Raw genomic sequence first — 26977 nt, forward strand, 5'->3', positions numbered from 1 at the left:
CGCCGGGCAGTAAGTTAGTCTCTGACCGGATTGTCGGCATGATGCCAGTTTTCATGGAATTATCGAAACCGCGTATGAAAAAACGTATACCTACCTTGCTGGCTACCATGATTGGTGCAGCGCTTTATAGCCAGTCATCACTCGCCGACGATCTGATGTCGCAGTGCATGCTGGGCGTGCCGAGTTACAACCGCCCGCTGGTCAATGGCGACACCAACTCGCTGCCGGTCACCATCCATTCTGATTCCGCCAAAGGCAACTATCCGGATGATGCGGTGTTCACCGGTAACGTCGACGTGCAGCAAGGCAATAGCCGCCTGCGTTCCGACGAAGTGCAGCTGCATCAACGTCAGCAGGAAGGCCAAACCACGCCGGTTCGTACCGTGGATGCGCTGGGTAATGTGCACTATGACGACAATCAGGTCATCCTCAAAGGTCCGAAAGCCTGGTCAAATCTGAACACCAAAGACACCAACGTGTGGAACGGTGATTATCAGATGGTTGGCCGTCAGGGCCGCGGCGATGCCGATCAGATGAAACTGCGCGGTAACAATCGCTACACCATTCTGGAAAACGGCAGCTTTACCTCTTGTTTGCCGGGTTCCAACAGCTGGAGCGTGGTCGGTTCCGAAGTGATTCAGGACCGCGAAGAAGAAGTCGCGGAAATCTGGAACGCCCGCTTTAAGCTCGGCAATGTGCCGGTATTCTACAGCCCTTATTTACAGCTACCGATTGGCGATCGCCGCCGCTCCGGTTTCCTGATCCCGAATGCGAAATACGGCAGTAATAACGGCTTCGAATTCATGCTGCCGTATTACTGGAACATCGCGCCGCAGGCCGATGCCACCATCACGCCACACTATATGGAAAAACGCGGTCTGCAGCTGCAGAACGAATTCCGCTATTTGACGGTATTTGGCGCAGGCTTGATGGAGCTGGATTATCTGCAGTCAGATAAGCAGTACGACAATGACAAAGCAGTGCGTGGTATCGCGCAGGACGATAGCTCCGATCGCTGGCTGTTCTACTGGCGCCATTCGGGTGTATACGACCAGCACTGGCGCTTCAACGCTGACTACACCAAAGTAAGCGATCCCTATTACTTCAACGATCTTGAGTCGAAGTACTACAGCTCCACCGATGGTTACGCCACGCAGAAATTCAGCCTTGGCTACGCGGATACCAACTGGGACGCGACGCTGTCGACCAAAGACTTCCAGGTGTTTGGTAACACCAGCAACAGCAACGTCTATCGTGCGATGCCGCAGCTCGATCTGAACTTCTATCAGAACGATATGGGGCCGTTTGATGGTCGAATCTTTGCGCAGGCGGTGAAATTTACCAACGTCAATAGCCAGATGCCTGAAACCACGCGTCTGCATGTTGAGCCAACGTTGAATTTGCCGCTGTCTAACGGCTGGGCGAGTCTCGATACCGAAGCGAAATTCCTGGCAACCCATTATCAGCAGGATGACGTTGAGTATTACAACACCTCGGTAAATACCGCTCGTGATAATCAGCTGGAAAACTCGGTCAACCGCACGCTGCCCCAGTTCAAAGTGGATGGCCGCCTGGTGTTTGACCGCGATATGGACTGGGAACCAGGCTATACGCAAACGCTGGAACCGCGTGTTCAGTACCTTTACGTCCCCTATCGTAACCAGAGCAATATCTATCCGTACGACTCGACGTTGCTGCAAACCGACTACACCGGCCTGTTCCGCGATCGTACCTATAGCGGCCTGGATCGCATCGCTTCAGCAAATGAAGTGGCGACCGGCGTAACCACGCGTATTTATGATAACGATCTGGTTGAACGTTTTAACGTTTCTGTGGGTCAAATCTACTCGTTTACCCCGTCTCGTACCGGCGTAAACCAGACGAACAAAGAAGATGACACCGGCAGCTTGGTTTGGGCCGGCGACACGTACTGGAAAATCAGCGATCGCTGGGGGGCGCGTGGCGGTCTGCAATATGACACCCGCCTCGATAACGTCGCGCAGGGCAATGCGGTAGTTGAGTATCGTCAGGATGCCGATCGTATGGTGCAGCTGAGCTATCGCTACAGCAGCCCGGAATATGTGGCGCAGGCGCTGAATAACTCAAGCCTGGTGACTAACCCGATCTATAAAAACGGGATTTCACAGGTGGGCGGCACTGCCAGCTGGCCGATTGCGGATGCCTGGTCACTGGTGGGCGGTTATTACTACGATACCCGCAACAGTCGTCCGGCTGAACAGCTGGTCGGCCTGCAGTACAGCTCGTGCTGCTATGCCATTCGTTTGGGTTACGAACGCAAGATCAACGGTTGGGAAAACAACGACAGTAAGTATGACAACCAAATCTCATTCAACATTGAGCTGCGTGGTCTGAGTTCTAACTATGGCTTAGGCACCAACGAAATGCTGCGTCAGGGCATCATCCCTTACCAGCGCGCTTTCTGATGTTGTGATGTTTGACAGGCTCTCCCGCAGTGCGGAAACAACAATGGATAAAGTATGAAGAACTGGAGAATGCTGATTCTTGGTGTAGCGATTACCGCTAACACTGCGTTCGCAGCCCCACAAGTGGTTGATAAAGTTGCCGCAGTCGTGAACAACGGCGTGGTACTGGAAAGTGACGTTGATAACATGATGCGCACCGTGAAATCACAGGCGCAGCAGGCAAACCAGCAACTCCCTGATGACAAAACCTTGCGTCATCAGATCCTTGAACGCCAGGTCATGGATGCCATCATTCTGCAAATGGGTGAAAGAGCGGGCGTGCAGATTACCGATCAGCAGCTGGATCAGGCAATTCAGAACATTGCCGCGCAAAACCGCATGAGCCTCGATCAGCTGCGTAGCCGTCTGGCCTATGACGGTATGAACTACAACGATTACCGTGCGCAAATCCGCAAAGAGATGCTGATTTCAGAAGTGCGTAACAACGAAGTGCGTCGCCGCGTCACTATCCTGCCGCAGGAAGTGGATACGCTGGCTACGCAGGTGGGTGCGCAGAACACGCAAGGTACTGAGCTGAATATCAGCCAGATCTTGCTGCCGCTGTCAGAAAACCCGACGCAGCAGCAGGTTGACGACCAGGAAACGCTGGCGCGCCAACTGGTTGCTCAGCTGAAAGGCGGTGCCGACTTCGGCAAGCTGGCCGTGACTTACTCAGCCGATCCGCAGGCGCTGAAAGGCGGCAACATGGGTTGGGGCAAAATTGAAGAGCTGCCAACGCTGTTCTCGCAGGCGCTGAGCACCGCGAAGAAAGGCGATATCGTCGGTCCAATCCGTTCAGGTGTTGGTTTCCACATCCTGAAGGTGAACGACCTGCGTGGCGAAAGCAAAAGCATCTCTGTGACTGAAGTGCATGCGCGTCACATTCTGCTGAAGCCGTCACCGATCCTGACCGACGCTCAGGCGCAGGCCAAAATCGAACAAATTGCAGCTGATATTAAAAGCGGTAAAACCACCTTCGCCGCAGCGGCCAAACAGTTCTCCGACGATCCGGGTTCGGCTAACCAGGGCGGCGATCTCGGCTGGGCATCTCCAGAGATTTACGATCCGGCATTCCGCGATGCATTGCTGAAGTTGCAGAAAGGCCAGGTCAGCCAGCCGGTTCACTCCTCATTTGGCTGGCACTTGATTCAGTTGCTGGATACGCGTCAGGTTGATAAGACCGATGCCGCGCAGAAAGAGCGCGCCTATCGCATGCTGTTCAACCGTAAATTCGCGGAAGAAGCGCAAACCTGGATGCAGGAACAGCGCGCCAGTGCTTACGTGAAAATTCTGGATAACAATGGTCAGTAATTATCGAGTGGTGATCACGCCCGGCGAACCCGCCGGGATTGGTCCCGACCTCACCCTGCAACTGGCGCAGCAAAACTGGCCGGTTGAATTGGTGGTCTGCTGCGACGGCGAGCTTTTGCGCCGTCGCGCTGCTTTATTGGGTTTGCCGCTGACGCTGCGTGACTATCAGCCTGCCGTTGCGGCACAACCGCAGCAGGCCGGCACGCTTACGCTGCTGCAGGTCGATACCGCTCAGCCAGTGACCGCCGGAGAACTCTGCGTCGCAAACAGTCACTACGTGCTGGAAACCCTGACGCGCGCCTGTGACGGTTGTCTGAACGGCGAATTTGCCGCGCTGATTACCGGTCCGGTGCACAAAGGCGTGATCAACGATGCGGGCATTCCGTTTACCGGTCATACCGAGTTTTTTGCCGATCGCGCCGGTGGCGATTTAGTGGTGATGATGCTGGCAACAGAAGAGTTGCGTGTGGCATTGGCTACCACACATCTGCCGCTGAAAGATGTTTCTGCCGCAATTACCCGCGACACGCTGCATGAAGTGATCACCATTCTGCATCGGGATCTGCAGCAGAAGTTTGGTTTACCGCATCCTCATATCTTCGTCTGCGGCCTTAATCCGCATGCCGGCGAGAGCGGCCATATGGGCCGCGAAGAGATTGATACCATTATTCCGGCCCTCAACGAACTGCGCCAGCAAGGCATCCAACTTACCGGACCTCTGCCAGCCGATACGCTGTTCCAGCCGAAATACCTGCAACATGCCGATGCAGTTCTGGCGATGTATCACGACCAGGGCTTGCCGGTGCTAAAATTTCAGGGGTTTGGCCGCGCGGTGAATATCACACTTGGCCTGCCCTTTATCCGGACTTCTGTCGATCACGGCACCGCGCTTGAATTAGCCGGTCTCGGTCAGGCAGAACCGGGCAGCTTTATCACGGCGCTTAATCTCGCCATCACTATGATCAAGAGCAGTAATGAATAATCGCGTCCATCAGGGGCATTACGCCCGTAAACGTTTCGGGCAGAACTTCCTGAACGATCAGTACATTATCGATAGCATTGTCTCCGCCATTCACCCGCAAAAAGGTGAAGCTATCGTGGAAATCGGCCCCGGCCTGGGTGCATTAACCGAGCCGGTAGGCGAACGTTTGGATGAGCTGACCGTGGTCGAGCTGGACCGCGACCTTGCCGCGCGTCTGCAAACGCACCCGTTCCTCGGTCCTAAGCTGACCATTTTCCAGCAGGATGCCATGACCTTTGATTTCTCTGCGCTGGCGCAAGAGAAAGGTCAGCCGCTGCGCGTGTTCGGCAACCTGCCGTACAACATCTCGACGCCGCTGATGTTCCACCTTTTCAGCTATACTGGTTCGATTAAAGATATGCACTTCATGCTGCAGAAAGAAGTGGTGAATCGTTTAGTCGCCGGTCCGGGCAGCAAAGCTTACGGTCGTTTGAGCGTGATGGCGCAGTACTATTGCCAGGTTATTCCTGTGCTCGAAGTGCCACCAGAATCCTTCACGCCGGCACCGAAAGTGGAATCGGCCGTGGTGCGTTTAGTGCCGTATATGCAGCCACAGTATCCGGTCAGCGATATTCGACTGCTGAGCCGTATCACCACGGAAGCCTTTGGTAAACGCCGAAAAACGCTGCGCAACAGCCTTGCTCATATGTTTGCGGCTGGTGCGCTGGATCAATTAGAAATCGATGCCTCGCTGCGTGCAGAGAACGTCTCTGTGGCGCAATATTGCCAACTGGCAAACTGGTTGAGCAAGCATCAGGCAGAAACTCCGGAGAGTTGAGTGCATGAGTGATTTGGCCCGCGTCTGTATCCATGTGCATAGCCAGTATGTGGAGTCGCAATCCTTGCCCGACGAGGATCGCTACGTGTTTGCCTACACCATCACCATTCGCAATTTGGGGCGCAGCAACGTCCAGCTGCGTAGCCGCTATTGGCTGATCACCAACGGCAACGGTCGCGAGACTGAAGTGCAAGGTGAAGGCGTGGTCGGCGAACAGCCGCACATTGCGGCCGGCGGCGAGTATCAGTACACCAGCGGCGCGATTCTGGAGACGCCGATGGGCACCATGCAAGGCCACTATGTGATGATCGACGATGCGGGCGAAGAGTTCCACGTCGAGATTCCGGTGTTCCGACTCGCGGTGCAAACCCACATTCACTAATCCTCCTCCGCCCGGCCCGTCCGGGCGGCGCGTTTTAATCGGACTGACAATGAGTACATACCTGATTGGCGATGTTCATGGCTGTTATGACGAGCTTCGTGCGCTGTTGGCGCAGGTTGACTTCGATCCGCAGCAGGACACCTTATGGCTTACCGGCGATTTGGTGGCGCGCGGCCCCGGTTCGCTCGATGTGCTGCGCTATGTAAAATCGCTGGGAAATTGCGTGCGCCTGGTGCTGGGTAATCACGACCTGCATTTACTGGCGGTGTATGCCGGTATCAGCCGTAACAAGCCGAAAGATCGCCTGACGCCGCTGCTGGAAGCCGATGATGCCGATGAGTTGATTAACTGGTTACGTCGTCAGCCACTGTTGCAGGTAGATGAAGAGAAGAAGCTGTTGATGGCGCATGCGGGCATTACGCCGCAATGGGATTTAGAGACGGCGCAGCTGTGCGCGCGTGAAGTGGAAGCGGTGCTCTCCAGCGACAGCTATCCGCTGTTTCTGGATGCGATGTATGGCGACATGCCAAACAACTGGACGCCGGAACTCAGCGGTCTGGCGCGACTGCGCTTTAGCACTAATGCGCTGACGCGCATGCGCTTCTGCTTCCCGAACGGCCAGCTGGATATGATCTACAAAGAGTCGCCTGAATCAGCGCCGCCGCCGCTCAAGCCGTGGTTTAAGGTGCCGGGCAAAATCGACAGCGACTATACGCAGATCTTTGGTCACTGGGCATCGCTGGAAGGTAAAGGCACACCGGAACATGTGATTGGTCTGGATACCGGCTGCTGCTGGGGTGGAACATTGACGCTGCTGCATTGGGAAACCAAACAGTATTACGTACAGGCATCCAATCGCGAACAGGCAATGGCCGAAAGCGCGGTGAGTGCGCATCCACCGTTAAGTGATACGCCGTAAATAAAAAACCCCGCATAAGCGGGGTTTTTTATGGGTCGCCATCACAGGCAACGTTACTTGCGGCGATCCAGGATCTCGAAGCAGTAGCTGTGCGAGTTCTGCTCATCGGCGTCATGGAATTCGCTGAAGGTTGACTGCCACTCGTCCGGTTCGTAATCCGGGAACTGCGTATCCCCTTCCACTTCCGCATCGATATGGGTCAGGTAGAGGCGATCCGCGCGAGCCAGCATCTGCTCGTAAACGCGTCCACCACCAATCACCATCATCTCTTCGACATCACCCGCCGCTTTTACCGCCTCTTCCAGCGATGTCACCCAGGTGACGCCTTCATGGTTGCCCGGCTGGCTGCTGACCACAATGTTCAAGCGTCCAGGAAGCGGGCGGCCTATCGATTCAAAGGTCAGACGACCCATAATCACCGGCTTATTCAAGGTATTACGTTTGAACCATGCCAAATCTGCTGGCAGGTTCCATGGCATGGCGTTTTCCATACCAATAATGCGATCCGCTGCCAGTGCCGCGATCAGACTAATCATGTTAAAAGACCTACTGGAAAAAATTGGCGCCATCATACGTAAAGGCGAAACTTTCGTCGATAGGCCGCCCCCGCTATTTGCGTAAAGCTCCGATGCCACCGCACTTTTGTTATTGGACAGAGTTTTACACCGACTTTCCCGGCAATTGCGGGGCGAGGAGCCAGAAATTGCTGACGAGGCGGCACAACTCCGCGCGAAACGTCGCGTTATTGGTATCGCAGTGTAAAGAAAAGCGCACTCTGTGCAAAAAAAGAAAACGGCTCCCGCAGGAGCCGTTGAAACGCTTTAGAAATCGTAGCGTAGACGCACCAGATTCACGTTGCCCAGTGACTTGTCGGTGCTGGAGGTGATGACATATTCGTAGTCGACACGGAAGCCGTAATCCAGCTGCGCACTCACACCAACGCCGTTATCAATACGCTTGTAGTCACGTCCGTTGACGAACTCCAGACGGTCGCCCATGAAGTAAGGCTGAATAGATTTCACCGCATACTGGCCAATTGGGAATTTGTAGCCGGCAAAGTATTCGATGCCCCACGCGTCATCCGCGAAGTAATTGTTAACGGTATTACGTTTGGTTGGGGAGAAGTTCTCATACCAACCCGCTCCGGCTGACAGCGTCCAGTTATCCGGCGTCCAGCTCAGAGCGGTACCGTAGATATTCTGGTCATAGCGTTTGCTGTCGCCATTGCCTGGATTGCGGATATCGGCGCGGGTGTAGTTCCACGCGGTTCCCCACGCCAGGTCTTTGGTGATGTGATAGTTCACACCCAGCGAGCCGCCGCCTTTACGCTTATAGCGCAGGCCGTTACCTGGCAGGAACTCATTATCTTCAAACAGGTACGACGCATACACATCCGCATCGCCGAAGGTATTTTTGTACTTCAGCATTTTGCGCGAACGGTAAGAACCATCGTAATCACCATTGATGCCGTTGCCCGGCGCCTGCGCCAGCATGTCGTAATCCCAGATATCGGTCTTCGCTCCTACGACATCGTAGTAAACGCTGTTCTGCTGACCAAAGTAGAGCTCACCCAAGGTGGCGCTTTTGAAGCCAGTATAAAGTTGGCGGCGCGAGGTGTTATTCGCACCATCTGCATGATGATTGTCCCAACCCCACCAGGCCGGGAAGTTAACGCCCAGCTCGTAGTAACCGACCCAGCTTACGTCGTCGAACAGGTAATAATTGGCGCTGAAGCGGAAGCGTGAGCCACCGTCGTAGCCATTACGTTTGTACGATTTGTCGTTCACGCCATTCTGATGTTGGAACTGCGGACGAATACTGCCGCCCACTTTGAAGTCGAGACGGCTTAGCGCATCGCCCGCCTGTGGATCCTGCTTGAGTAAAGTAATTTCCGCCTGGCTGGCGAGTGGCGCCGCTGCGAGTAACGCAGCAATAGCGCTGAGAGTGAAAGCACGCATTTGCATTTTTTATATCCCAGTTAAGGTGAGCGCTCTATTGGTGAGCGAGCGAAATAGTACGGTGCGCTAACTGGGATCTTATTTATAATTTTGTGCGGATATTCCGAGGTGTAACGCTTTCCGCATCAACTGATAAAACATATGTCAAATCAATAGGATTTTTACAGATAAGGAAATGCGGGCATTGGTAAAAGGATAAAAAAACGGCCCCCGCAGGAGCCGTTAATGGGTAGCCAGCTGGAATCAGCCTTTAATTTGCGCGTGCATTTCCTGCACCGAAATTACCTGCTCTGTCGGATCCGCGTTCAGCGCCATCGCTGTGGCAAAACCGCCGTTCAGCGTGGTGTCGTAATGCACTTTGTACTGCAGCGCGCTACGACGAATCAGCTTGGAGTCTTCAATCGCCTGACGTCCCGCCGTGGTGTTGACGATGTAGGTATATTCGCCATTCTTCAGGCGATCCTGAATGTGCGGACGACCTTCATGCACCTTGTTTACCAGACGTGGATTGATGCCCGCTTCGCCCAGCACCACTGCGGTACCGTGTGTCGCATCCAGCTCGAAACCAAACTTCTGCAGTTTTGCTGCCAGGTCGACGATACGTTTCTTATCGCCTTCACGCACTGACAGCAACGCGCGACCGGTTTTCTTCATGTTGCTCTGCGCACCCAGCATCGCTTTGGCGAAGGCTTCAGCGAAGGTGCGACCGACGCCCATCACTTCACCGGTAGAGCGCATCTCTGGGCCGAGGATTGGGTCAACGCCTGGGAACTTGTTGAACGGCAGCACCACTTCTTTCACCGAGTAATACGGTGGAATCACTTCTTTGGTGACGCCCTGTTCAGCCAGCGTTTTACCTGCCATCACGCGCGCGGCAACCTTCGCCAGCGCCACGCCAGTGGCTTTCGACACGAACGGCACGGTACGCGCGGCACGTGGATTCACCTCAATCAGGTAAACTTCATTGTCCTTCACCGCGAACTGCACGTTCATCAGGCCACGTACGTTCAGCTCGAAGGCCAGTTTTTCCACCTGCTGACGCATCACGTTCTGGATTTCAGTGCTCAGCGTGTAGGCTGGCAGTGAACACGCGGAGTCACCGGAGTGCACGCCCGCCTGCTCGATGTGCTCCATGATGCCGCCAATCAGCACGCGCTCGCCGTCGCAAATCGCATCGACATCCACTTCAACCGCATCATCGAGGAAGCGATCCAGCAGCACTGGCGCATCGTTAGAGACCGACACCGCCGTCTGGAAGTAACGCTTCAGGTCGATTTCGTCGTAAACGATCTCCATCGCGCGGCCGCCCAGCACATAAGAAGGACGCACCACCAGCGGATAACCGATCCCAGCTGCTTTCTCAACGGCCTGTTCCAGCGTGGCAACGGTGGCGTTAGCCGGCTGCTTCAGGCTCAGGCGATCAACCGCCTGCTGGAAACGCTCACGGTCTTCTGCACGGTCAATCGAGTCCGGGCTGGTACCAATCACCGGCACGCCAGCCGCTTCCAGCGCGCGTGCCAGTTTCAGCGGCGTCTGGCCGCCGTACTGTACGATGACGCCTTTCGGCTTCTCGATACGCACGATTTCCAGCACATCTTCCAGCGTGACCGGCTCGAAGTAGAGGCGATCCGAGGTGTCGTAGTCGGTTGAGACGGTTTCCGGGTTACAGTTGACCATGATGGTCTCGTAACCGTCTTCACGCAGCGCCAGCGCCGCATGCACGCAGCAGTAATCAAACTCGATGCCCTGGCCGATACGGTTTGGACCGCCGCCCAGAATCATGATTTTTTCACGATCCTGGTTTGGATTGGCTTCGCACTCTTCCTCGTAGGTTGAGTACATATAGGCGGTGTCGGTGGCGAATTCAGCGGCGCAGGTATCAACGCGTTTATAAACCGGGTGCAGGTTAAATTGCTGACGCAGCTTACGGATTTCGCCCTCAGATACGCCCGCCAGCGCGGCCAGACGGACATCAGCAAAGCCTTTACGCTTCAGCGCGCGCAGGAACTCCGCGTTCAGCGAGTTCACACCTTCGCGTTCAACCTGCTCTTCCAGACGCACCAGCTCTTCAATCTGCACCAGGAACCAGCGATCAATGTTGGTGAGGTTGAACACACCATCAACTGACATGCCGGCGCGGAACGCATCGGCGATGTACCAGATACGGTCAGAACCGGCATCTTTCAGTTCGCGGCGAATGCGCGTTAACGCTTCTGGATCGTCGAGGCTGACTTTCGGGTCGAAACCGTTGGCACCGACTTCCAGACCGCGCAGCGCTTTCTGCATCGATTCCTGGAACGTGCGGCCAATCGCCATCACTTCACCGACCGATTTCATCTGCGTGGTCAGACGATCGTTGGCACCGGCGAACTTCTCGAAGTTGAAGCGAGGAATCTTGGTAACGACGTAGTCGATTGAGGGTTCGAACGACGCAGGCGTTAAGCCGCCGGTGATGTCGTTCATCAGCTCATCAAGGGTAAAGCCCACCGCCAGTTTCGCCGCCACTTTGGCAATCGGGAAGCCGGTCGCTTTTGAAGCCAGCGCTGACGAACGCGATACGCGCGGGTTCATTTCGATGACGATCATACGGCCATCTTTCGGATTCACCGAGAACTGGACGTTCGAACCACCGGTTTCGACACCGATTTCACGCAGTACCGCCAGCGAGGCGTTACGCATGATTTGATACTCTTTGTCGGTCAGAGTTTGCGCGGGCGCCACGGTGATAGAGTCACCGGTGTGGATGCCCATTGCATCGAAGTTTTCGATCGAGCAGACGATGATACAGTTGTCGTTTTTATCACGTACCACTTCCATCTCGTACTCTTTCCAGCCAATCAGCGACTCATCAATCAGCAGCTCATTGGTTGGCGACAAGTCCAGGCCGCGTTCGCAAATCTCTTCGAACTCTTCGCGGTTATAGGCGATACCGCCGCCAGTGCCGCCCATCGTAAAGGAAGGGCGGATGATGCACGGGAAGCCAACGTCTTCGGCCACCGCCAGCGCTTCTTCCATGGTATGCGCGATACCGGAACGTGCGGTGCCCAGACCAATGCTCTTCATCGCCACGTCGAAGCGACGACGATCTTCGGCTTTATCAATGGCATCGGCAGTTGCACCAATCATGGTGACGCCGAACTCAGCCAGCACGCCCTGACGCTCCAGCTCCAGCGCACAGTTCAGCGCTGTCTGGCCGCCCATGGTTGGCAGCACCGCATCCGGACGCTCTTTTTCGATAATCTTGCGTACCACTTCCCAGTGAATCGGCTCGATGTAAGTCGCATCGGCCATTTCCGGGTCGGTCATAATAGTTGCCGGGTTCGAGTTCACCAGAATGACGCGGTAGCCCTCTTCACGCAGCGCTTTACACGCCTGCGCACCGGAGTAGTCAAATTCACATGCCTGGCCGATAACGATCGGGCCAGCACCAAGAATCAGGATGGATTTTATGTCTGTACGTTTTGGCATCGTGGGCTCCTGATTACTTCGCGTTAGAACGGTATGCTTTGATCAATTCGATAAAGTGATCGAACAGTGGCGCCGCATCGTGCGGGCCTGGGCTCGCTTCCGGGTGTCCCTGGAAGCTGAAGGCCGGTTTGTCAGTGCGATGAATGCCCTGCACGGTTTGGTCGAACAGCGACACATGCGTCACGCGGAGATTGGCCGGTAATTGGCTGTCATCAACCGCAAAACCGTGGTTCTGTGCGGTGATCATCACGGTGTTGTTATCGAGATCTTTCACCGGATGGTTGCCGCCGTGGTGGCCGAGTTTCATCTTGATGGTTTTGGCACCGCTCGCCAGCGCTAACAGCTGGTGCCCAAGGCAGATACCGAATACCGGAACATCGGTTTTCAGGAATGCCTGAATGGCGTTAATGGCGTAGTCGCATGGCTCCGGGTCGCCAGGACCGTTCGACAGAAAAATACCGTCTGGATTAAGTGCCAGAACCTCTTCCGCTGGAGTTTGCGCCGGCACGACCGTCAGGCGGCAGCCGCGATCCACCAGCATACGCAGGATGTTGCGCTTAGCGCCGTAATCGTACGCCACCACATGGAACGGCAGCTCTTCCGCCGTTTTCTGCTCCGGCAGGTCACCTTCCAGTGTCCAGCTACCTTGCTGCCACGCGTAGGTTTCCGCGGTGGTCACTTCTTTCGCCAGATCCATGCCTTTCAAGCCCGGGAACGCCTGCGCTTTCTGCAGCGCCAGTGCGGCATCCGGATTATCACCCGCAATAATGCAGCCGCTCTGTGCACCCTTCTCGCGCAGCAAACGGGTCAGTTTACGCGTGTCGATATCGGCGATGCCAACGATGTTATTGCGCTGCAGGTAAGCTGCCAGACTTTCTTCGCTGCGGAAGTTGCTGGTAATCAGCGGCAGATCGCGAATAACGAGGCCTTGAGCATGAATTTGGCTGGATTCTTCATCGGCGGCGTTAACGCCAACATTGCCGATATGGGGATAAGTGAGGGTAACAATTTGGCGGGAATAGGAAGGATCAGTGAGGATTTCTTGATAACCGGTCATTGAAGTGTTGAAAACAACTTCCCCCACTGCCGACCCCGTAGCCCCGATGGCCCGACCGTGGAATTGGGTTCCGTCTTCCAGAACCAAGAGCGCTGACTTAATCAAAACATCCTCCAGGGAATAAACAGTCACAATATTTGCATATTAATTCAAAAGCAGTACCAGAATCAATGCAAAACCCGCCTGAGTACTCGAATTTTGGCAAATTGCGCGCATTCTAATGATCGCCCCGCACCTTGTCTACAATATGTGGTTATTTTTTTGTATATTTCGGGCAACTGAATGTTAAAAACGGTGAAAGGCGATAAAAGAGCGAGATAACTCGGAAAAATAATCGGTTGCCTGACGGCGTTAATGGCAAACTGGTGCTAGCGCGCATAAATTTTTGACCAAACGGTCAAAATTAGCCATCGCAAGCCTGATAATCACTCATTAACTACGATAAATAAGCATTTCGAACCCATAACATAGCAAAACGGTCATTTACAGATAAAATAAAGGGCAATGATCACATTGCCCTCGTCAATCAAGGTCTTACCGATTGAAATAACCACATCACGATGGTTCACAACACTCACAACATCGATAAATCCAGCACATCTCGCATCTCGTAAAGGCCAGATTTCTTGTTCTTTAACCAGCTTGCCGCTTTAACTGCACCATTTGCAAAGGTCATACGGCTGGAAGCCTTGTGGGTAATCTCTACGCGCTCACCAATATCTGCAAACATCGCGGTGTGTTCGCCGACGATATCACCAGCGCGCACGGTAGCAAATCCGATGGTTTGCGCTTTACGCTCACCGGTATGACCTTCACGGGCATACACCGCGTGCTCATCCAGATTCCACTTCATGGCATCGGCAATCGCTTCGCCCATCGCCAGCGCAGTACCTGATGGTGCATCAACTTTGTGACGATGGTGCGCTTCAACGATTTCAATGTCCGCGTAGTCGCCCATCACCTTCGCTGCCTGCTGCAGCAGATTCAGCACCAGGTTGACGCCCACGCTGAAGTTAGCGGCGAACACGATGCCAATCTCTTCAGCAGCCGCGCGAATCGCCGCTTTACCGGCTTCATCGAAACCGGTGGTACCGATCACCATCGCTTTGTTGTGCTGTCGGCAAAACGCCAGATACTCCAGCGTGCCTTCCGGACGGGTGAAGTCGATCAGGACATCGAAGTCGTTAACCACCTTTTGCAGGTCGTCAGAGACGATCACGCCCGTTTTGCCGATGCCCGCCAGTTCGCCAGCATCTACGCCCAGCAATGACGAACCGCTACGCGCCAGTGCTGCGCCTAGCGCAACACCTTCCGCCTGCTGTACGGCCTGAATCAAATTGCGTCCCATGCGGCCCGGCGCACCAACGATAGCAATGCGGATTTCACTCATAATTATTCATTCCTGATACAAATCTATGCATGTAAAGCGTAAACAGGTTAACGGTCAGATAACAGTCACGCCACAACAATAAAGGGATATAAGAATTTTATGCCAGCCGCTAAACATTATCAGTAAAAGCAATCCCGCATGCTGGAAGCAGGATTTTCTACAGCGACAGGCAAAGAAAAGGCCGAACAATGTCGGCCTGATTTTACTACGGTGTAAACCGCTTACTGCACGTTTCGCACGTCGACGCGCAGCTCTTTTGGTACTTCAAACACGATGTTCTCTTCACGGCCAATCAGCTCAATCGCCGCTTCACCGCCGAGCTCACGCAGACGTTGAATCACCTGTTGCACCAGAATATCAGGAGCAGAAGCGCCCGCTGTTACGCCGATGACCTGCTTGTCTTTGACCCACTCTTCCTGGATGTCATCAGCCGAATCAATCAGCTTCGCCAGCTTACCAGCACGCTGCGCCAGTTCGGCCAGACGGTTCGAGTTAGAGGAGTTTTTCGATCCCACTACCAGCACCACTTCAGCATCACGCGCTAAGACGCGTACCGCTTCCTGACGGTTGGTAGTGGCGTAGCAGATGTCATCTTTACGTGGACCGATAATCGCCGGGAAGCGCTGACGCAGTGCATCAATCACGTCCGAAGTATCATCGACTGAAAGTGTGGTCTGCGTCATAAAGCACAGGTTGCTCTCATCTTTGACGTTCAGCTTGAACACATCTTCCGGCGATTCCACCAGATACATGCCGCCGTTAGGATTGCTGTACTGGCCCATGGTGCCTTCCACTTCCGGATGCCCCGCGTGACCAATAAGAATCGCTTCAACACCTTTACGGCTAGCGCGCGCCACTTCCATATGCACTTTGGTCACCAGCGGACAGGTCGCATCAAACAGCATGGTGAGGTTACGCGCTTTGGCTTCGGCGCGAACCGCTTGCGATACGCCGTGCGCGGAGAAGATCAGAATGGCGTTATCCGGCACTTCAGCGATCTCTTCAATGAAAATCGCCCCACGTTCGCGCAAGCTGCTCACCACGTAGCGGTTATGCACCACTTCGTGACGCACGTAGATGGGCGCGCCGTACATCTCCAGCGCGCGCTCAACGATGCTGATGGCGCGATCAACGCCTGCGCAGAAACCGCGTGGGTTAGCTAACAGGATTTGCATCGTTGGCCTCCAGCGCCGGATCAATCTCCAGCACTTCGATGTCAAACTGAATGCGCTGGCCCGCCAGCGGATGGTTGAAGTCTACGGTGATCGAGTCACCGGACACTTCACGAATCACGCCAGGCATTTCGCTGCCGCCGCGGCCGCTGAACAGCATAATGGCACCCACTTCCGGCTCGCCCGCGTCGTTAAAGTCACGACGTGAGAAGTACTGAACCAGATCCGGGCTGGTGCCGCCAAACGCATCTTCCGGCTCCAGCGTAAATGCGTGCTTGTCGCCCACTTTACGCCCGAGTAGCTGCTGTTCCAGCGCGCCCGACAGGCTGCCATCACCCAGACGGAACAGCGCAGGTTTGCCGTTGGCGCGCGTGGATTCGGCCGTCGAGCCATCCTCCAGCTTCAGCGTAAAATGCACCAGCAACGCGCTATCGCGCTGAACTAAGTCTGTCATCAGTTACCCTTTCTGTTTAGCCGGTTTGCCGTTCGGGCTGAGAAAACCTTCCAGCACTACCAGCGCCGCGCCGATGCAGATGGCACAGTCGGCGATGTTAAAGGTCGCGAAGTGCCAGTCACCGACATAGAAGTCGATAAAATCGACCACAAAACCGTGATACGAACGGTCAAACAGGTTACCCAACGCCCCGCCGATAATCAGGGCGTAGGCAATATTGGTTAATTTGTTGCTGGCAGCGTTGCGATACATCATCACCAACAGCGCCACCACGATAGCAATGGCGATGCCGGCGAAGAACCAGCGCTGCCAACCGCCTTTGTCGGCCAGGAAGCTGAACGCCGCGCCATAATTATGCGCGTAGAACAGGTTCAGGAACGGCATCAGCGGCTGCGTTTCATGCAGCATCATGTTGTTGATGACCCACATCTTGCTGCCAAAATCGATGGCAATCACCACCAGCACCAGCCAAAGCCAGCGCAAACCGGTTGAAGAGAGCGCTTTACTCATCAGGCAAATTTCCGCTGTTCGCCATTGCCGGCGACGTTGGTGTAGCAACGACCACACACCGCAGCATGCTCCGGATTCTGGCCAACGTCAGTAGTGTAATGCCAGCAGCGCGGACATTTCTCGCCTTCTGCTTTGTGCAGCGCGATTTTCAGACCTTTGAACAGCTCGCTCTGCTGCGCTTCATCGCTGGCAGTGGCGTAATCCGCCACGGTCGCGCCTGAGGTTAACAGCACGAAACGCAGCTCATCGCCCAGCGCCTGCAGCTTGGCTGCCAGCTCGGCATCCGCATACAGCGTCACCGTCGCTTCCAGCGCACCGCCGATGCGTTTGTCGCTACGCGCTTGCTCAATCACCTTGTTCACTTCACCGCGGACTTTCAGCACATCATCCCAATAAGCATCGTTCAGCGTTTCGTTATCTGCCAGACCAAACAGATCCTGATACCACTCTTCGGTGAACACGTATTTCGCGCGCTCGCCCGGCAGGTAGCCCCAGATTTCGTCTGCGGTGAAGGACATGATTGGCGCCATCCAGCGCACCAGCGCTTCAACGATGTGCCACAGCGCGGTTTGGCAACTGCGACGCGCCAGGCTGTCGCCTTTTGCGGTGTACTGACGATCTTTGATCACATCGAGATAGAACGAGCCCATTTCGATTGAGCAGAAGTGCATCAGACGCTGCACCACTTCGTGGAAATCGTAGTTTTCGTAGGAGTGCACGATATCCTGCTGCGCTGCCAGCGCACGGCCAACCGCCCAGCGATCCACCACCACCATCTCTTCCGGCTTGACGCAATCGTTCGCCGGGTTAAAGCCAGCAAGGTTTGCCAGCAGGAAACGCGCGGTGTTACGGATACGACGATAGCTGTCTGCGGCACGCTTCAGGATTTCGTCGGAGACCGCCATCTCACCGGAATAATCGGTAGAAGCGACCCACAGACGCAGAATGTCTGCACCCAGCTTATCCATCACATCCTGCGGCGCCACGGTGTTGCCGATCGATTTCGACATCTTGCGGCCCTGACCATCCACGGTGAAACCGTGCGTCAGTACCTGACGATAAGGCGCTTTGCCTTTCATCGCCGTGGAGATCATCAGTGAAGACATGAACCAGCCGCGATGCTGATCCGAACCTTCCAGGTACATATCTGGCGTATGGCCGCCGAATTCAGGACGCGCATCCACCACTGAGTAGCTGGTAGATCCAGAGTCGAACCAGACATCTAAGGTGTCTGGCACTTTAACGTAGAGGTCAGCGTCGTCGCCCATCAGGTCGCGCGGATCGAGATCCCACCACGCCTGAATGCCGTCCTGCTCAACCCGTTTCGCGACTTTCTCCATCAGCTCCAGCGTATCCGGATGCAGCTGCTCGCTCTCTTTATGCACGAACAGCGCCATCGGCACGCCCCACGTACGCTGACGTGAGATACACCAGTCCGGACGGTTCGCTACCATCGCTTCGATACGCGCCTGGCCCCAATCTGGGATCCACTGCACGCCTTTGATCTCTTTCAGCGACTGCGCACGCAGGCCTTTCTGATCCATGCTGATGAACCATTGTGGCGTGGCACGGAAGATGATTGGCGTTTTATGACGCCAGCAGTGCGGGTAGCTGTGCAGCAGCTTCTCCACGTGCAGCAGCGCGCCCTTCTCTTTCAGCAGCTCAACGATCATGTCGTTGGCTTTAAAGACGTTTACACCATCCAGCGTCGGGTAGGTGCCTGGTAGATACGCGCCATCCGGCCCCACCGGATTGGCGGTTTCCAGACCGTATTTCTGACCGATAACATAGTCATCCGGGCCATGGCCTGGCGCGGTATGTACCGCACCGGTACCGGCTTCCAGCGTCACATGCTCACCCAATACCACTTTCGATTGGATCTGCTCGAGGAACGGATGCTGGAACAGCTGCAGCTCCAGCGCCGCGCCGTTGCATTCGCCCAGCACGGTCCAGTCGCTGATGCCCGCGCGCTTCATCACGCTCTCAACCATCTCTTTGGCGAGAATCAGGCTGCGACCGTCGATCTGCAGCAGCTGGTATTCAAATTCAGGATGCAGCGAGATACCACGGTTGGCTGGCATGGTCCACGGCGTGGTGGTCCAGATCACCAGTGAAACCGGGCCTTCTGAAGCCGCGACGCCAAACTTCGCGCGCACCGCATCTGCATCCACGGCATTGAACATCACATCGATGGATGGCGAAGTTTTGTCGTAATACTCCACTTCCGCTTCAGCCAGCGCCGAACGGCAATCCATGCACCAGTGCACCGGCTTAGCGCCTTTGTGCAGATGGCCGTTGCCGATGATTTTACCCAGCGCACGGATGATGTTGGCTTCGGTCTGGAAATTCATCGTCAGATAAGGACGATCCCAGTCACCGAGCACGCCGAGGCGGATGAAGTCATTTTTCTGCCCTTCAACCTGCTCTGCCGCATATTGGCGGCAAGCGGCACGGAATTCAGACGCGCTCACTTTTTCGCCCGGCTTACCAATCATCTGTTCAACTTTGTGCTCAATCGGCAAGCCGTGGCAGTCCCAACCTGGAACGTACGGCGAGTCGTAGCCCGCCATGCCTTTCGACTTAACGATAATGTCTTTCAGAATCTTGTTAACTGAGTGACCAATATGAATGCTGCCGTTCGCATAAGGAGGGCCATCGTGCAAAATAAAGGTTTTTTTCCCTTTTTTGGCTTCGCGGATGATGCCGTACAGGTTGTCATCATACCAACGTTGCAGCATTCCCGGTTCACGCTTGGCCAGATCGCCACGCATCGGGAACCCCGTTTCCGGCAAATTCAGGGTAGATTTATAGTCACTCATCAGATTCTCGATTCCGTATTTCGGTCATTAAACCGGTGTTTTTAGCCCAAAGAATTGGCGGGCTGTCACCACATCTTTCGCAATTTGTTCTTTCAGCGCGTCCAGCGAAGCGAAACGCTGTTCATCGCGAATCTTCTGTTTCAGCACCACTTCAATGTGACGCCCATAGAGATTCATATGTGTGTCGAGCAGATGAACTTCAAGCTGCTGACGTAAACCTTTTACCGTTGGGCGCGTACCAATATTGGCCACGCCGGGCAGCGGCTGATCGCCAAGGCCCAACACTGCCACCGCAAACACGCCTTTAACCGGCGTAACGGTGCGACGCAAAGGGAGATTAGCCGTTGGGAAACCGATAGTGCGCCCGAGTGCATCGCCGTGCACTACGCGGCCTGAGATGCTGAACGGATGGCCAAGCAGCGCTTCGGCTTGCGCAAAATCATCCTGCGCCAGCGCCTGACGAACGGCGGTACTGCTGATGCGCTTGCCGCTGTCACAATAAGTCTGGGTGCTGATAACCTCAAAGCCATACTCCGCACCGGCTTTCTGTAATAACAGGAAATCCCCCTGGCGACCAGCGCCGAAGCGGAAATCATCGCCGACGGCCAGGAACTTGACGTTGAGCTTGTCTACCAACAATTCGGAAATAAAACTCTGCGCCGAATGCGCAGCGAAGCGACGATCAAAACGTACGCAGAGTACGGCATCAACACCCGCTTGTTCGAGGTACTTCAGCTTTTCACGCAAACGCGTAAGGCGCGCCGGGGCTTTGTCGCCGGCAAACAGCTCAAGCGGTTGTGGCTCAAATACCATCACCACCACCGGCAGATTGCGTTTTCGTCCTTCGGCAATCAGCTGCGCCATCAAAGCCTGGTGGCCGCGATGTACGCCGTCGAAATTGCCAATGGTCAGGACGCAGCCGCGATGCTGCTCTTTCAGATTATAAATACCGCGGATAAACTTCATGGCTGACTCAAACCGGTGGAAATCGGCGGATTATACCCTTGAATGGCGTTAAGGTTAACCCGTATACGTGCCTTTCCTGCTTCTGGCGCGGCTTATTCCACGCGTGGGCAATTGCTTAGCAAGGATCTGAAGATTTTTGCTGCGAAATACTGTATTCAACGCCGCGTTGCTGGTAGAATCCTGCGCCATCAATTACGTAATCGAGTGTTGTTTTTAAAACGACGCTTATTTGCACAAATCCATTGACATAAGAAGGCGCAAAAGGCATAGTCCTCGGCCTTTGATTTGTCCATATAGATCACATTTGGGAGTTGGACCTTGGCTAATATCAAATCAGCTAAGAAACGCGCCGTAACATCTGAGAAACGTCGCAAGCATAACGCAAGCAACCGTTCAATGATGCGTACTTTCATCAAGAAAGTATACGCGGCTATCGCAACAGGCGACAAAGCTGCTGCGCAGAACGCATTCAACGAAATGCAACCACTCGTGGACCGTCAGGCTGCTAAAGGTCTGATCCACAAAAACAAAGCTGCACGTCATAAAGCAAACCTGACTGCTCAGATCAACAAACTGGCTTAATCGCCCGTCTGTTAATCGCTTTGTAAAAAAGAACCGGCGTTTAGCCGGTTTTTTTATGCCTGCAATTCAGGGGTAAACAGCGCACTAAAGTCGCGATGGCAGATCCGCTGTACCGCCGGATGCTGAATCATCCGTTCGGCAAAGATCACGTGATACTCCTCCATCACCGCATCCAACCGCCCAATCTCTTTGATGGCGTCATCCCGATAAATCTCGTCGCCATACAGCGTCGGAGCCACAAATATCGCGTTGTTCAGCGCACCAAAAGCTTTCATTAATGCCGCATCATCAAACTCGCCCAGAATCTCCACCTGCAATCCCTGGCTGTGAATCCAGTTCAGCAGTTTGCGACCCAGCATCGAGCGACGCCCCGGAATCAGCAAACGCCGCTCTTCCAGGCTGGCAGGAAACGGCAGCGTCGGTAACGGTGTGTTGCACCAGAAGCTGATCGGACACTCGCCCAGCTTGACCGAAAACAGCCCTTCCTGCTGAGTCGAATCAATTGGGCAATCGGAAAGAATCATATCCAGCTTGTGCTGGCTTAACTGTTCCAGCAGCATCTCGTGCGTTGATTCAAAGCAGCGCAGATGGATTCCCTCTTCAGCCACCACCGCAGCCTGCAGCACCTTGCTCACCAGTTGCTTAGACAAGGCATCCGCTACGCCAACATCAAACAGCAGATGCGACTCTTTGCGGTAGTTAACGATATCGAGCATCTCCTGGCTCAGCATGAACATGCGGTCGGCATAGCGGAACACCAGCTGACCAAGCTCCGTCGGCACTAAACCGCGCCCCTGACGACGAAACAGCACGCCGCCGAGTTGCTCTTCCAGCGATTTAATCTGGCCAGTGACCGTCTGTGGCGCCAGGCACAGCACATCCGCCGCGCGCACTACCGAACCGGTTTTACACACCTGCCAGAAGTAGTAGAGATGATTAAAGTTCAGCTGATTCATCGGCAAAAAAGGAGGCTTTCGCCTCCTTCCTCTTTTTAACGCAGTTTGATGCGCAGCAGCGTGTAACCAATCACCGCTGAGAGCAGCGAGCCACTGAGAATCCCTAGCTTGGAGAAGGTCACCAGTTGCTCATGGGCGGCATCAAACGCCAGCGAACTGATAAAGATTGACATGGTGAAGCCGATACCGCACAGCACACCAATCGCCATGATATCGCGTATCGTGGTGCCCGCCGGCAACACCGCCAGCCGCCACTTCACCGCCAGCCAGCAGAACAGCGTGATACCCAACGGTTTACCAATCAGCAAGCCGAGAATGATGCCCAGCGGCTCTGGCGACAGCGTATCCATAAAGGTAATGCCGCTCAGCGAAATGCCGGCGTTGGCAAAAGCGAACAGCGGCAGAATCAGCCAGTTTACCCACGGCATTAAACCATGCGCCAGGTGCTCGGCTGGAGAATGGCCGTTCTTCTCTTCCAGCGGCACGAAGAAGCCAACAATCACGCCCGCTAACGTTGCGTGCACACCCGATTTGAGCACCGCCGTCCACAGCACAATGCCGACTAACATATAGATGGCAATGTTACGCACGCCGCAACGATTGAGAATCGCCAGCAGCACAATCGCACCTGCCGCTACGCTCAGCGACAGCACGGAGAGATCGCTGGTGTAGAACAGCGCGATAATCACGATAGCGCCGAGATCATCAATAATCGCCAGCGCCATCAGGAACACTTTCAGCGCGGTTGGCACGCGGCTGCCCAACAGTGCCAGCACGCCCAAAGCAAAGGCGATATCAGTAGCAGTAGGAATTGCCCAGCCGTTACGTGCAATAGGATCGCCATGATTAAGCATCAGGAAAATCAGTCCCGGCATAACCATGCCGCCAATTGCCGCAATCACCGGGAAAATGGCGCGATCGCGGCTGGCGAGTTCACCGGTGATCAGTTCACGTTTCACTTCCAAACCAATTAACAGGAAAAACAGCGCCATCATGGCATCGTTGATCCACAGCAGCAGGTTTTTGCTGATGTCTAATGCACCGAAGCGAATCTGCACCGGCTCGGCGAGAAACGATTGATAAGCTTGAGCGGTTTCCGCGCTGTTAGCCAAAATCATTGCCGCGACGGCCGCCAGAATCAGCACCATGCCGTTGCTGGCATCGCTGGCAATAAAGCTTTTCAGTAAGCTTCGAAGAGAACGGGGTTTGTTCACAACTCCTCCTGAGTAGAGACATTTAGGCTGAGAAGTGTAGCGGCTCAAACACCTCGTTAAAAGCAGCTTATGTCTCGTTAACGACTCGATAATACCGATGCATTACGAAAGGGTTTCTGCTTTTATCTCACGCCAGGCAGATTGAGCTTATATCAGGAGCGACGCGTTGGCGGGAAAACATAAAAAAAGCGGAGAGTTTCCTCTCCGCTTTATTAAGCATCCCAGACGGGATTAACGTGTTAAATCGTCAAAAAACTTCTTCACGCCGTCGAGGAAGCTTTTGGAGCGCGGGCTGTTTTTCTCGCCGCTCGGGCCGCCAAAACTCTCTTCCAGTTCACGCAGTAACGCTTTCTGTTTGTCATTGAGGCTGACTGGCGTTTCCACCACCACACGACACAGCAAATCGCCTACCGCACCACCACGCACCGATTTCACGCCTTTACCGCGCATGCGGAACAGCTTGCCAGTTTGCGTTTCAGAAGGCACTTTCAGGTTCACACGCCCATCAAGCGTCGGCACTTCAATCTCGCCGCCCAATGCTGCCATCGCGAAGTTAATCGGCACTTCGCAATACAGGTTGTTATCTTCACGCTCGAAGATCGGGTGCTTTTTCACCGAAACCTGAACGTACAGATCGCCCGCTGGTGCGCCCTGTTCGCCCGCTTCACCTTCGCCGGTCAGACGAATGCGATCGCCGGTATCCACGCCTGCTGGAATTTTCACCGATAGAGTTTTACTGCGCTCAACGCGACCGTGACCATGACAAGCATTGCACGGATCTTTGATCACTGAACCGCGACCGTGACAGGTCGGACACGCCTGCTGCACGGTGAAGAAGCCCTGACGCATCTGCACCTGGCCTGCGCCATGACAGGTATGACAGGTCTGCGGTTTGGTCCCCGCTTTCGCGCCGCTGCCGTGGCAGACATCGCACTCTTCCAGTGTTGGAATGCGGATCTCTTTGGTCACGCCGCGTACCGCTTCTTCCAGCGTTAGCTCCATGTTGTAGCGTAAATCGGCGCCACGTGCGGCACGCTGACGGCGGCCACCACCAAAAATATCGCCAAATACGTCGCCAAAGATATCGCTGAAGTCGGCACCGCCGCCGCCGAAGCCACCACCGCCGCCCATGCCGCCTTGTTCAAAGGCTGCGTGACCATATTGGTCGTAGGCCGCACGCTTCTGTGCGTCGGTCAGAATTTCGTAGGCTTCCTTAATTTCTTTAAACTTCGCTTCGGCTTCTTTATTGTCCGGATTACGGTCCGGATGGTATTTCATCGCCAGGCGCTTATAAGCCTTTTTGATTTCACGCTCATCTGCGGATTTAGAGACGCCTAAGATCTCGTATAAATCACTCTTAGCCATATTTGTTCTGCCCTTAACATGATCGCACGGGCGTGGAGAGATCTCCTACGCCCGTGCTGGTTTCAACGGCTGTCAGGCCAGCCGTCGCGCCCGGTCAGGGGCAATTATTTTTTGTCTTTAACTTCTTCGAACTCAGCGTCGACAACGTCGTCTTCTTTCTGTGCAGAAGCATCGCCTGCATCAGCTGCCTGACCCTGCTGCTGTGCCAGCTCCATCAGTTTGCTGGACACTTCCATCAATGCCTGCATTTTGGCTTCGATTTCTGCTTTGTCTTCGCCTTTCAGCGCGGTGTTCAGCTCGGTCAACGCAGCTTCGATTGGCGCTTTGTCGTCAGCAGACAGTTTGTCGCCCGCTTCGTCCAGCTGCTTACGGGTGCTGTGCGAAATCTGATCGCCCTGGTTACGGGTCTGAACCAGCTCTTCGAACTTGCGGTCAGACTCGGCGTTCGCTTCCGCGTCACGCACCATTTTTTCGATCTCTTCTTCATTCAGACCAGAAGAAGCCTTGATGGTGATCTTCTGCTCTTTACCGCTGTTTTTGTCTTTCGCAGACACGTGCAGGATACCATCCGCATCGATATCGAAGGTGACTTCGATCTGCGGCATACCGCGCGGTGCAGCCTGGATACCGTCGAGGTTGAACTGGCCCAGGGATTTGTTATCACCTGAACGCTTACGCTCACCCTGCAGCACGTGAATGGTCACGGCAGACTGGTTATCTTCAGCGGTAGAGAACACCTGGCTGTGCTTGGTTGGTATGGTGGTGTTCTTGCTAATCAGCGAAGTCATCACGCCGCCCATGGTTTCGATACCCAGCGACAGCGGAGTCACGTCCAGCAGCAGAACGTCTTTCACTTCACCCGCCAACACGCCGCCCTGAACCGCAGCACCCACGGCTACCGCTTCATCCGGGTTCACATCTTTACGTGGCTCTTTACCAAAGAACTCAGTCACTTTCGCCTGAACCATTGGCATACGCGTTTGACCGCCCACCAGGATCACGTCGTTGATGTCTGAAACAGACAGACCCGCATCCTGCAGAGCCACTTTCAACGGCTCGATAGAGCGAGAAACCAGGTCTTCAACCAGTGATTCCAGTTTCGCACGTGTTACTTTGATGTTCAGGTGCTTAGGACCGGTCGCATCCGCCGTGATGTAAGGCAGGTTAACGTCGGTCTGCTGTGCTGAAGACAGCTCGATCTTGGCTTTCTCTGCCGCTTCTTTCAGACGCTGCATGGCCAGCGGATCGTTGTGCAGATCGATGCCCTGATCTTTCTTAAATTCAGCCACCAGATAGTTAATCAGACGGCTATCGAAGTCTTCACCACCCAGGTGGGTATCACCGTTGGTTGCCAGAACTTCAAAGGTTTTCTCGCCATCAACGTCATCGATCTCAATGATTGAGATATCGAAAGTACCACCGCCCAGGTCGTATACCGCGATGGTGCGGTTGCCCTGACCTTTATCCAGGCCGTAAGCCAGTGCAGCTGCGGTTGGTTCGTTGATGATACGTTTTACTTCCAGACCCGCGATACGGCCGGCGTCTTTGGTCGCCTGACGCTGCGCATCGTTGAAGTAAGCTGGAACGGTAATAACCGCTTCAGTGACGGCTTCACCGAGGAAATCTTCCGCGGTTTTCTTCATCTTTTTCAGCACTTCAGCAGAGATCTGCGGCGGTGCCATTTTCTGGCCTTTTACGTCCAGCCATGCGTCGCCGTTATCTGCGCCGATGATTTTGTACGGCATAATTTTAATATCACGCTGTACTTCTTCGTCCTGGAAGCGACGGCCAATCAGGCGCTTGATCGCAAACAGGGTGTTCTGCGGGTTGGTCACAGACTGACGTTTAGCCGGTTGACCCACCAGAGTTTCGCCATCCTGTGCATACGCAATGATCGACGGCGTGGTGCGATCGCCTTCGGCGTTTTCCAGTACGCGTGCTTTACCACCATCCATAACTGCAACACATGAGTTGGTTGTACCCAAGTCAATACCAATAATCTTGCCCATCTAAACGTCTCCTACTTAAATTCTTTGCCAATTTGGGTTGTGAAACAGAGATGCGGCCAAACTGACCACTTTCAACTGCTGAAGCAGGCTTTTTTTGCTGCCTCACAACGCTCGATGACAAGTAAATGGGGCCGGTTCGATGCGCATCAAGGGTTAAAACTAA

Annotated in this window: 21 protein-coding genes; 7 read left to right on the plus strand and 14 right to left on the minus strand. The window is 54.6% G+C overall.

What is annotated here, in order from left to right; all coding sequences use genetic code 11:
- The first annotated feature begins 74 nt into the window (after nt 1–74).
- Genes lptD through apaH form a run of 6 tightly spaced genes read left to right on the plus strand, consistent with a single transcriptional unit; the run spans nt 75 to nt 6894 of the window.
- Nucleotides 75–2444 (plus strand): LPS assembly protein LptD, encoded by a 2370-nt coding sequence (gene lptD / locus PZBJ_RS08665; protein ID WP_240632902.1) that lies wholly within the window; start codon nt 75–77, stop codon nt 2442–2444.
- A 54-nt stretch (nt 2445–2498) separates the two neighbouring features.
- Entirely contained in the window at nt 2499–3794 is a 1296-nt protein-coding gene (gene surA, locus PZBJ_RS08670; RefSeq protein ID WP_101762137.1) for a peptidylprolyl isomerase SurA, read from the plus strand.
- The gene (pdxA, locus tag PZBJ_RS08675; RefSeq protein ID WP_101762138.1) at nt 3784–4776 is read left to right on the plus strand and encodes a 4-hydroxythreonine-4-phosphate dehydrogenase PdxA; all 993 of its coding nucleotides are present in this window, start codon (nt 3784–3786) and stop codon (nt 4774–4776) included. The genes surA and pdxA overlap by 11 nt, the downstream gene beginning before the upstream one ends.
- The gene (rsmA, locus tag PZBJ_RS08680) at nt 4769–5593 is read left to right on the plus strand and encodes a 16S rRNA (adenine(1518)-N(6)/adenine(1519)-N(6))-dimethyltransferase RsmA (protein ID WP_008108647.1); all 825 of its coding nucleotides are present in this window, start codon (nt 4769–4771) and stop codon (nt 5591–5593) included. The genes pdxA and rsmA overlap by 8 nt, the downstream gene beginning before the upstream one ends.
- A 4-nt stretch (nt 5594–5597) precedes the next feature.
- Entirely contained in the window at nt 5598–5975 is a 378-nt protein-coding gene (gene apaG, locus PZBJ_RS08685) for a Co2+/Mg2+ efflux facilitator ApaG/CorD (RefSeq protein WP_101762139.1), read from the plus strand.
- Nucleotides 5976–6024: 49 nt separating this feature from the next.
- Entirely contained in the window at nt 6025–6894 is an 870-nt protein-coding gene (gene apaH / locus PZBJ_RS08690) for a bis(5'-nucleosyl)-tetraphosphatase (symmetrical) ApaH (RefSeq protein ID WP_101762140.1), read from the plus strand.
- Between the two features lie 53 nt (nt 6895–6947).
- Here the strand turns inward: apaH and folA are convergent, their stop codons facing one another.
- From folA to ribF, 10 genes are all read right to left on the minus strand, one after another.
- A complete protein-coding gene (folA, locus tag PZBJ_RS08695; protein WP_101762141.1) occupies nt 6948–7430 on the minus strand; it encodes a type 3 dihydrofolate reductase in 483 nt (160 codons plus the stop codon).
- 285 nt (nt 7431–7715) lie between these two features.
- Nucleotides 7716–8858: a porin gene (locus PZBJ_RS08700; RefSeq protein ID WP_101762142.1), complete on the minus strand. Its 1143-nt coding sequence runs from the start codon at nt 8856–8858 to the stop codon at nt 7716–7718.
- Between the two features lie 237 nt (nt 8859–9095).
- Complete coding sequence (gene carB / locus PZBJ_RS08705) at nt 9096–12320, minus strand: carbamoyl-phosphate synthase large subunit (protein ID WP_101762143.1); 3225 nt, start codon at nt 12318–12320, stop codon at nt 9096–9098.
- A gap of 13 nt (nt 12321–12333) precedes the next feature.
- Nucleotides 12334–13482 (minus strand): glutamine-hydrolyzing carbamoyl-phosphate synthase small subunit, encoded by a 1149-nt coding sequence (gene carA / locus PZBJ_RS08710; RefSeq protein WP_101762144.1) that lies wholly within the window; start codon nt 13480–13482, stop codon nt 12334–12336.
- 469 nt (nt 13483–13951) lie between these two features.
- Complete coding sequence (dapB, locus tag PZBJ_RS08715) at nt 13952–14767, minus strand: 4-hydroxy-tetrahydrodipicolinate reductase (protein ID WP_101762145.1); 816 nt, start codon at nt 14765–14767, stop codon at nt 13952–13954.
- A 221-nt stretch (nt 14768–14988) separates the two neighbouring features.
- A complete protein-coding gene (gene ispH, locus PZBJ_RS08720) occupies nt 14989–15942 on the minus strand; it encodes a 4-hydroxy-3-methylbut-2-enyl diphosphate reductase (protein ID WP_064737614.1) in 954 nt (317 codons plus the stop codon).
- Nucleotides 15923–16393, minus strand: a complete 471-nt coding sequence (gene fkpB, locus PZBJ_RS08725; protein WP_101762146.1) for an FKBP-type peptidyl-prolyl cis-trans isomerase — start codon at nt 16391–16393, stop codon at nt 15923–15925. The genes ispH and fkpB overlap by 20 nt, the downstream gene beginning before the upstream one ends.
- A gap of 3 nt (nt 16394–16396) precedes the next feature.
- Nucleotides 16397–16903, minus strand: coding sequence for a signal peptidase II (gene lspA, locus PZBJ_RS08730; protein WP_101762147.1), 507 nt, complete (start codon nt 16901–16903; stop codon nt 16397–16399).
- Nucleotides 16903–19722, minus strand: coding sequence for an isoleucine--tRNA ligase (gene ileS / locus PZBJ_RS08735; RefSeq protein WP_101762148.1), 2820 nt, complete (start codon nt 19720–19722; stop codon nt 16903–16905). Before ileS ends, lspA begins: the two co-directional genes overlap by 1 nt.
- Before the next feature lie 27 nt (nt 19723–19749).
- Nucleotides 19750–20688 carry a bifunctional riboflavin kinase/FAD synthetase gene (gene ribF / locus PZBJ_RS08740; RefSeq protein ID WP_101762149.1) on the minus strand — a complete coding sequence of 313 codons (939 nt, stop codon included), beginning with the start codon at nt 20686–20688 and terminating at the stop codon, nt 19750–19752.
- Between the two features lie 318 nt (nt 20689–21006).
- Between ribF and rpsT the strand changes: the two genes are divergently transcribed.
- Nucleotides 21007–21270 carry a 30S ribosomal protein S20 gene (gene rpsT / locus PZBJ_RS08745; RefSeq protein WP_036619798.1) on the plus strand — a complete coding sequence of 88 codons (264 nt, stop codon included), beginning with the start codon at nt 21007–21009 and terminating at the stop codon, nt 21268–21270.
- 53 nt (nt 21271–21323) lie between these two features.
- On the opposite strand, the gene nhaR is transcribed toward rpsT, so the two are convergent.
- The 4 genes from nhaR to dnaK all read right to left on the minus strand — a co-directional run bounded on the left by nhaR (nt 21324) and on the right by dnaK (nt 26814).
- Nucleotides 21324–22226 (minus strand): transcriptional activator NhaR, encoded by a 903-nt coding sequence (nhaR, locus tag PZBJ_RS08750; RefSeq protein ID WP_101762150.1) that lies wholly within the window; start codon nt 22224–22226, stop codon nt 21324–21326.
- A gap of 35 nt (nt 22227–22261) precedes the next feature.
- Nucleotides 22262–23440: a Na+/H+ antiporter NhaA gene (gene nhaA / locus PZBJ_RS08755; RefSeq protein ID WP_101762151.1), complete on the minus strand. Its 1179-nt coding sequence runs from the start codon at nt 23438–23440 to the stop codon at nt 22262–22264.
- Between the two features lie 231 nt (nt 23441–23671).
- Complete coding sequence (gene dnaJ / locus PZBJ_RS08760) at nt 23672–24805, minus strand: molecular chaperone DnaJ (RefSeq protein WP_101762152.1); 1134 nt, start codon at nt 24803–24805, stop codon at nt 23672–23674.
- A 104-nt stretch (nt 24806–24909) separates the two neighbouring features.
- Nucleotides 24910–26814, minus strand: coding sequence for a molecular chaperone DnaK (dnaK, locus tag PZBJ_RS08765; RefSeq protein ID WP_101762153.1), 1905 nt, complete (start codon nt 26812–26814; stop codon nt 24910–24912).
- Nucleotides 26815–26977 lie beyond the last annotated feature (163 nt).

The organism is Pantoea endophytica (assembly GCF_002858935.1).
Lineage (GTDB): Bacteria > Pseudomonadota > Gammaproteobacteria > Enterobacterales > Enterobacteriaceae > Pantoea > Pantoea leporis.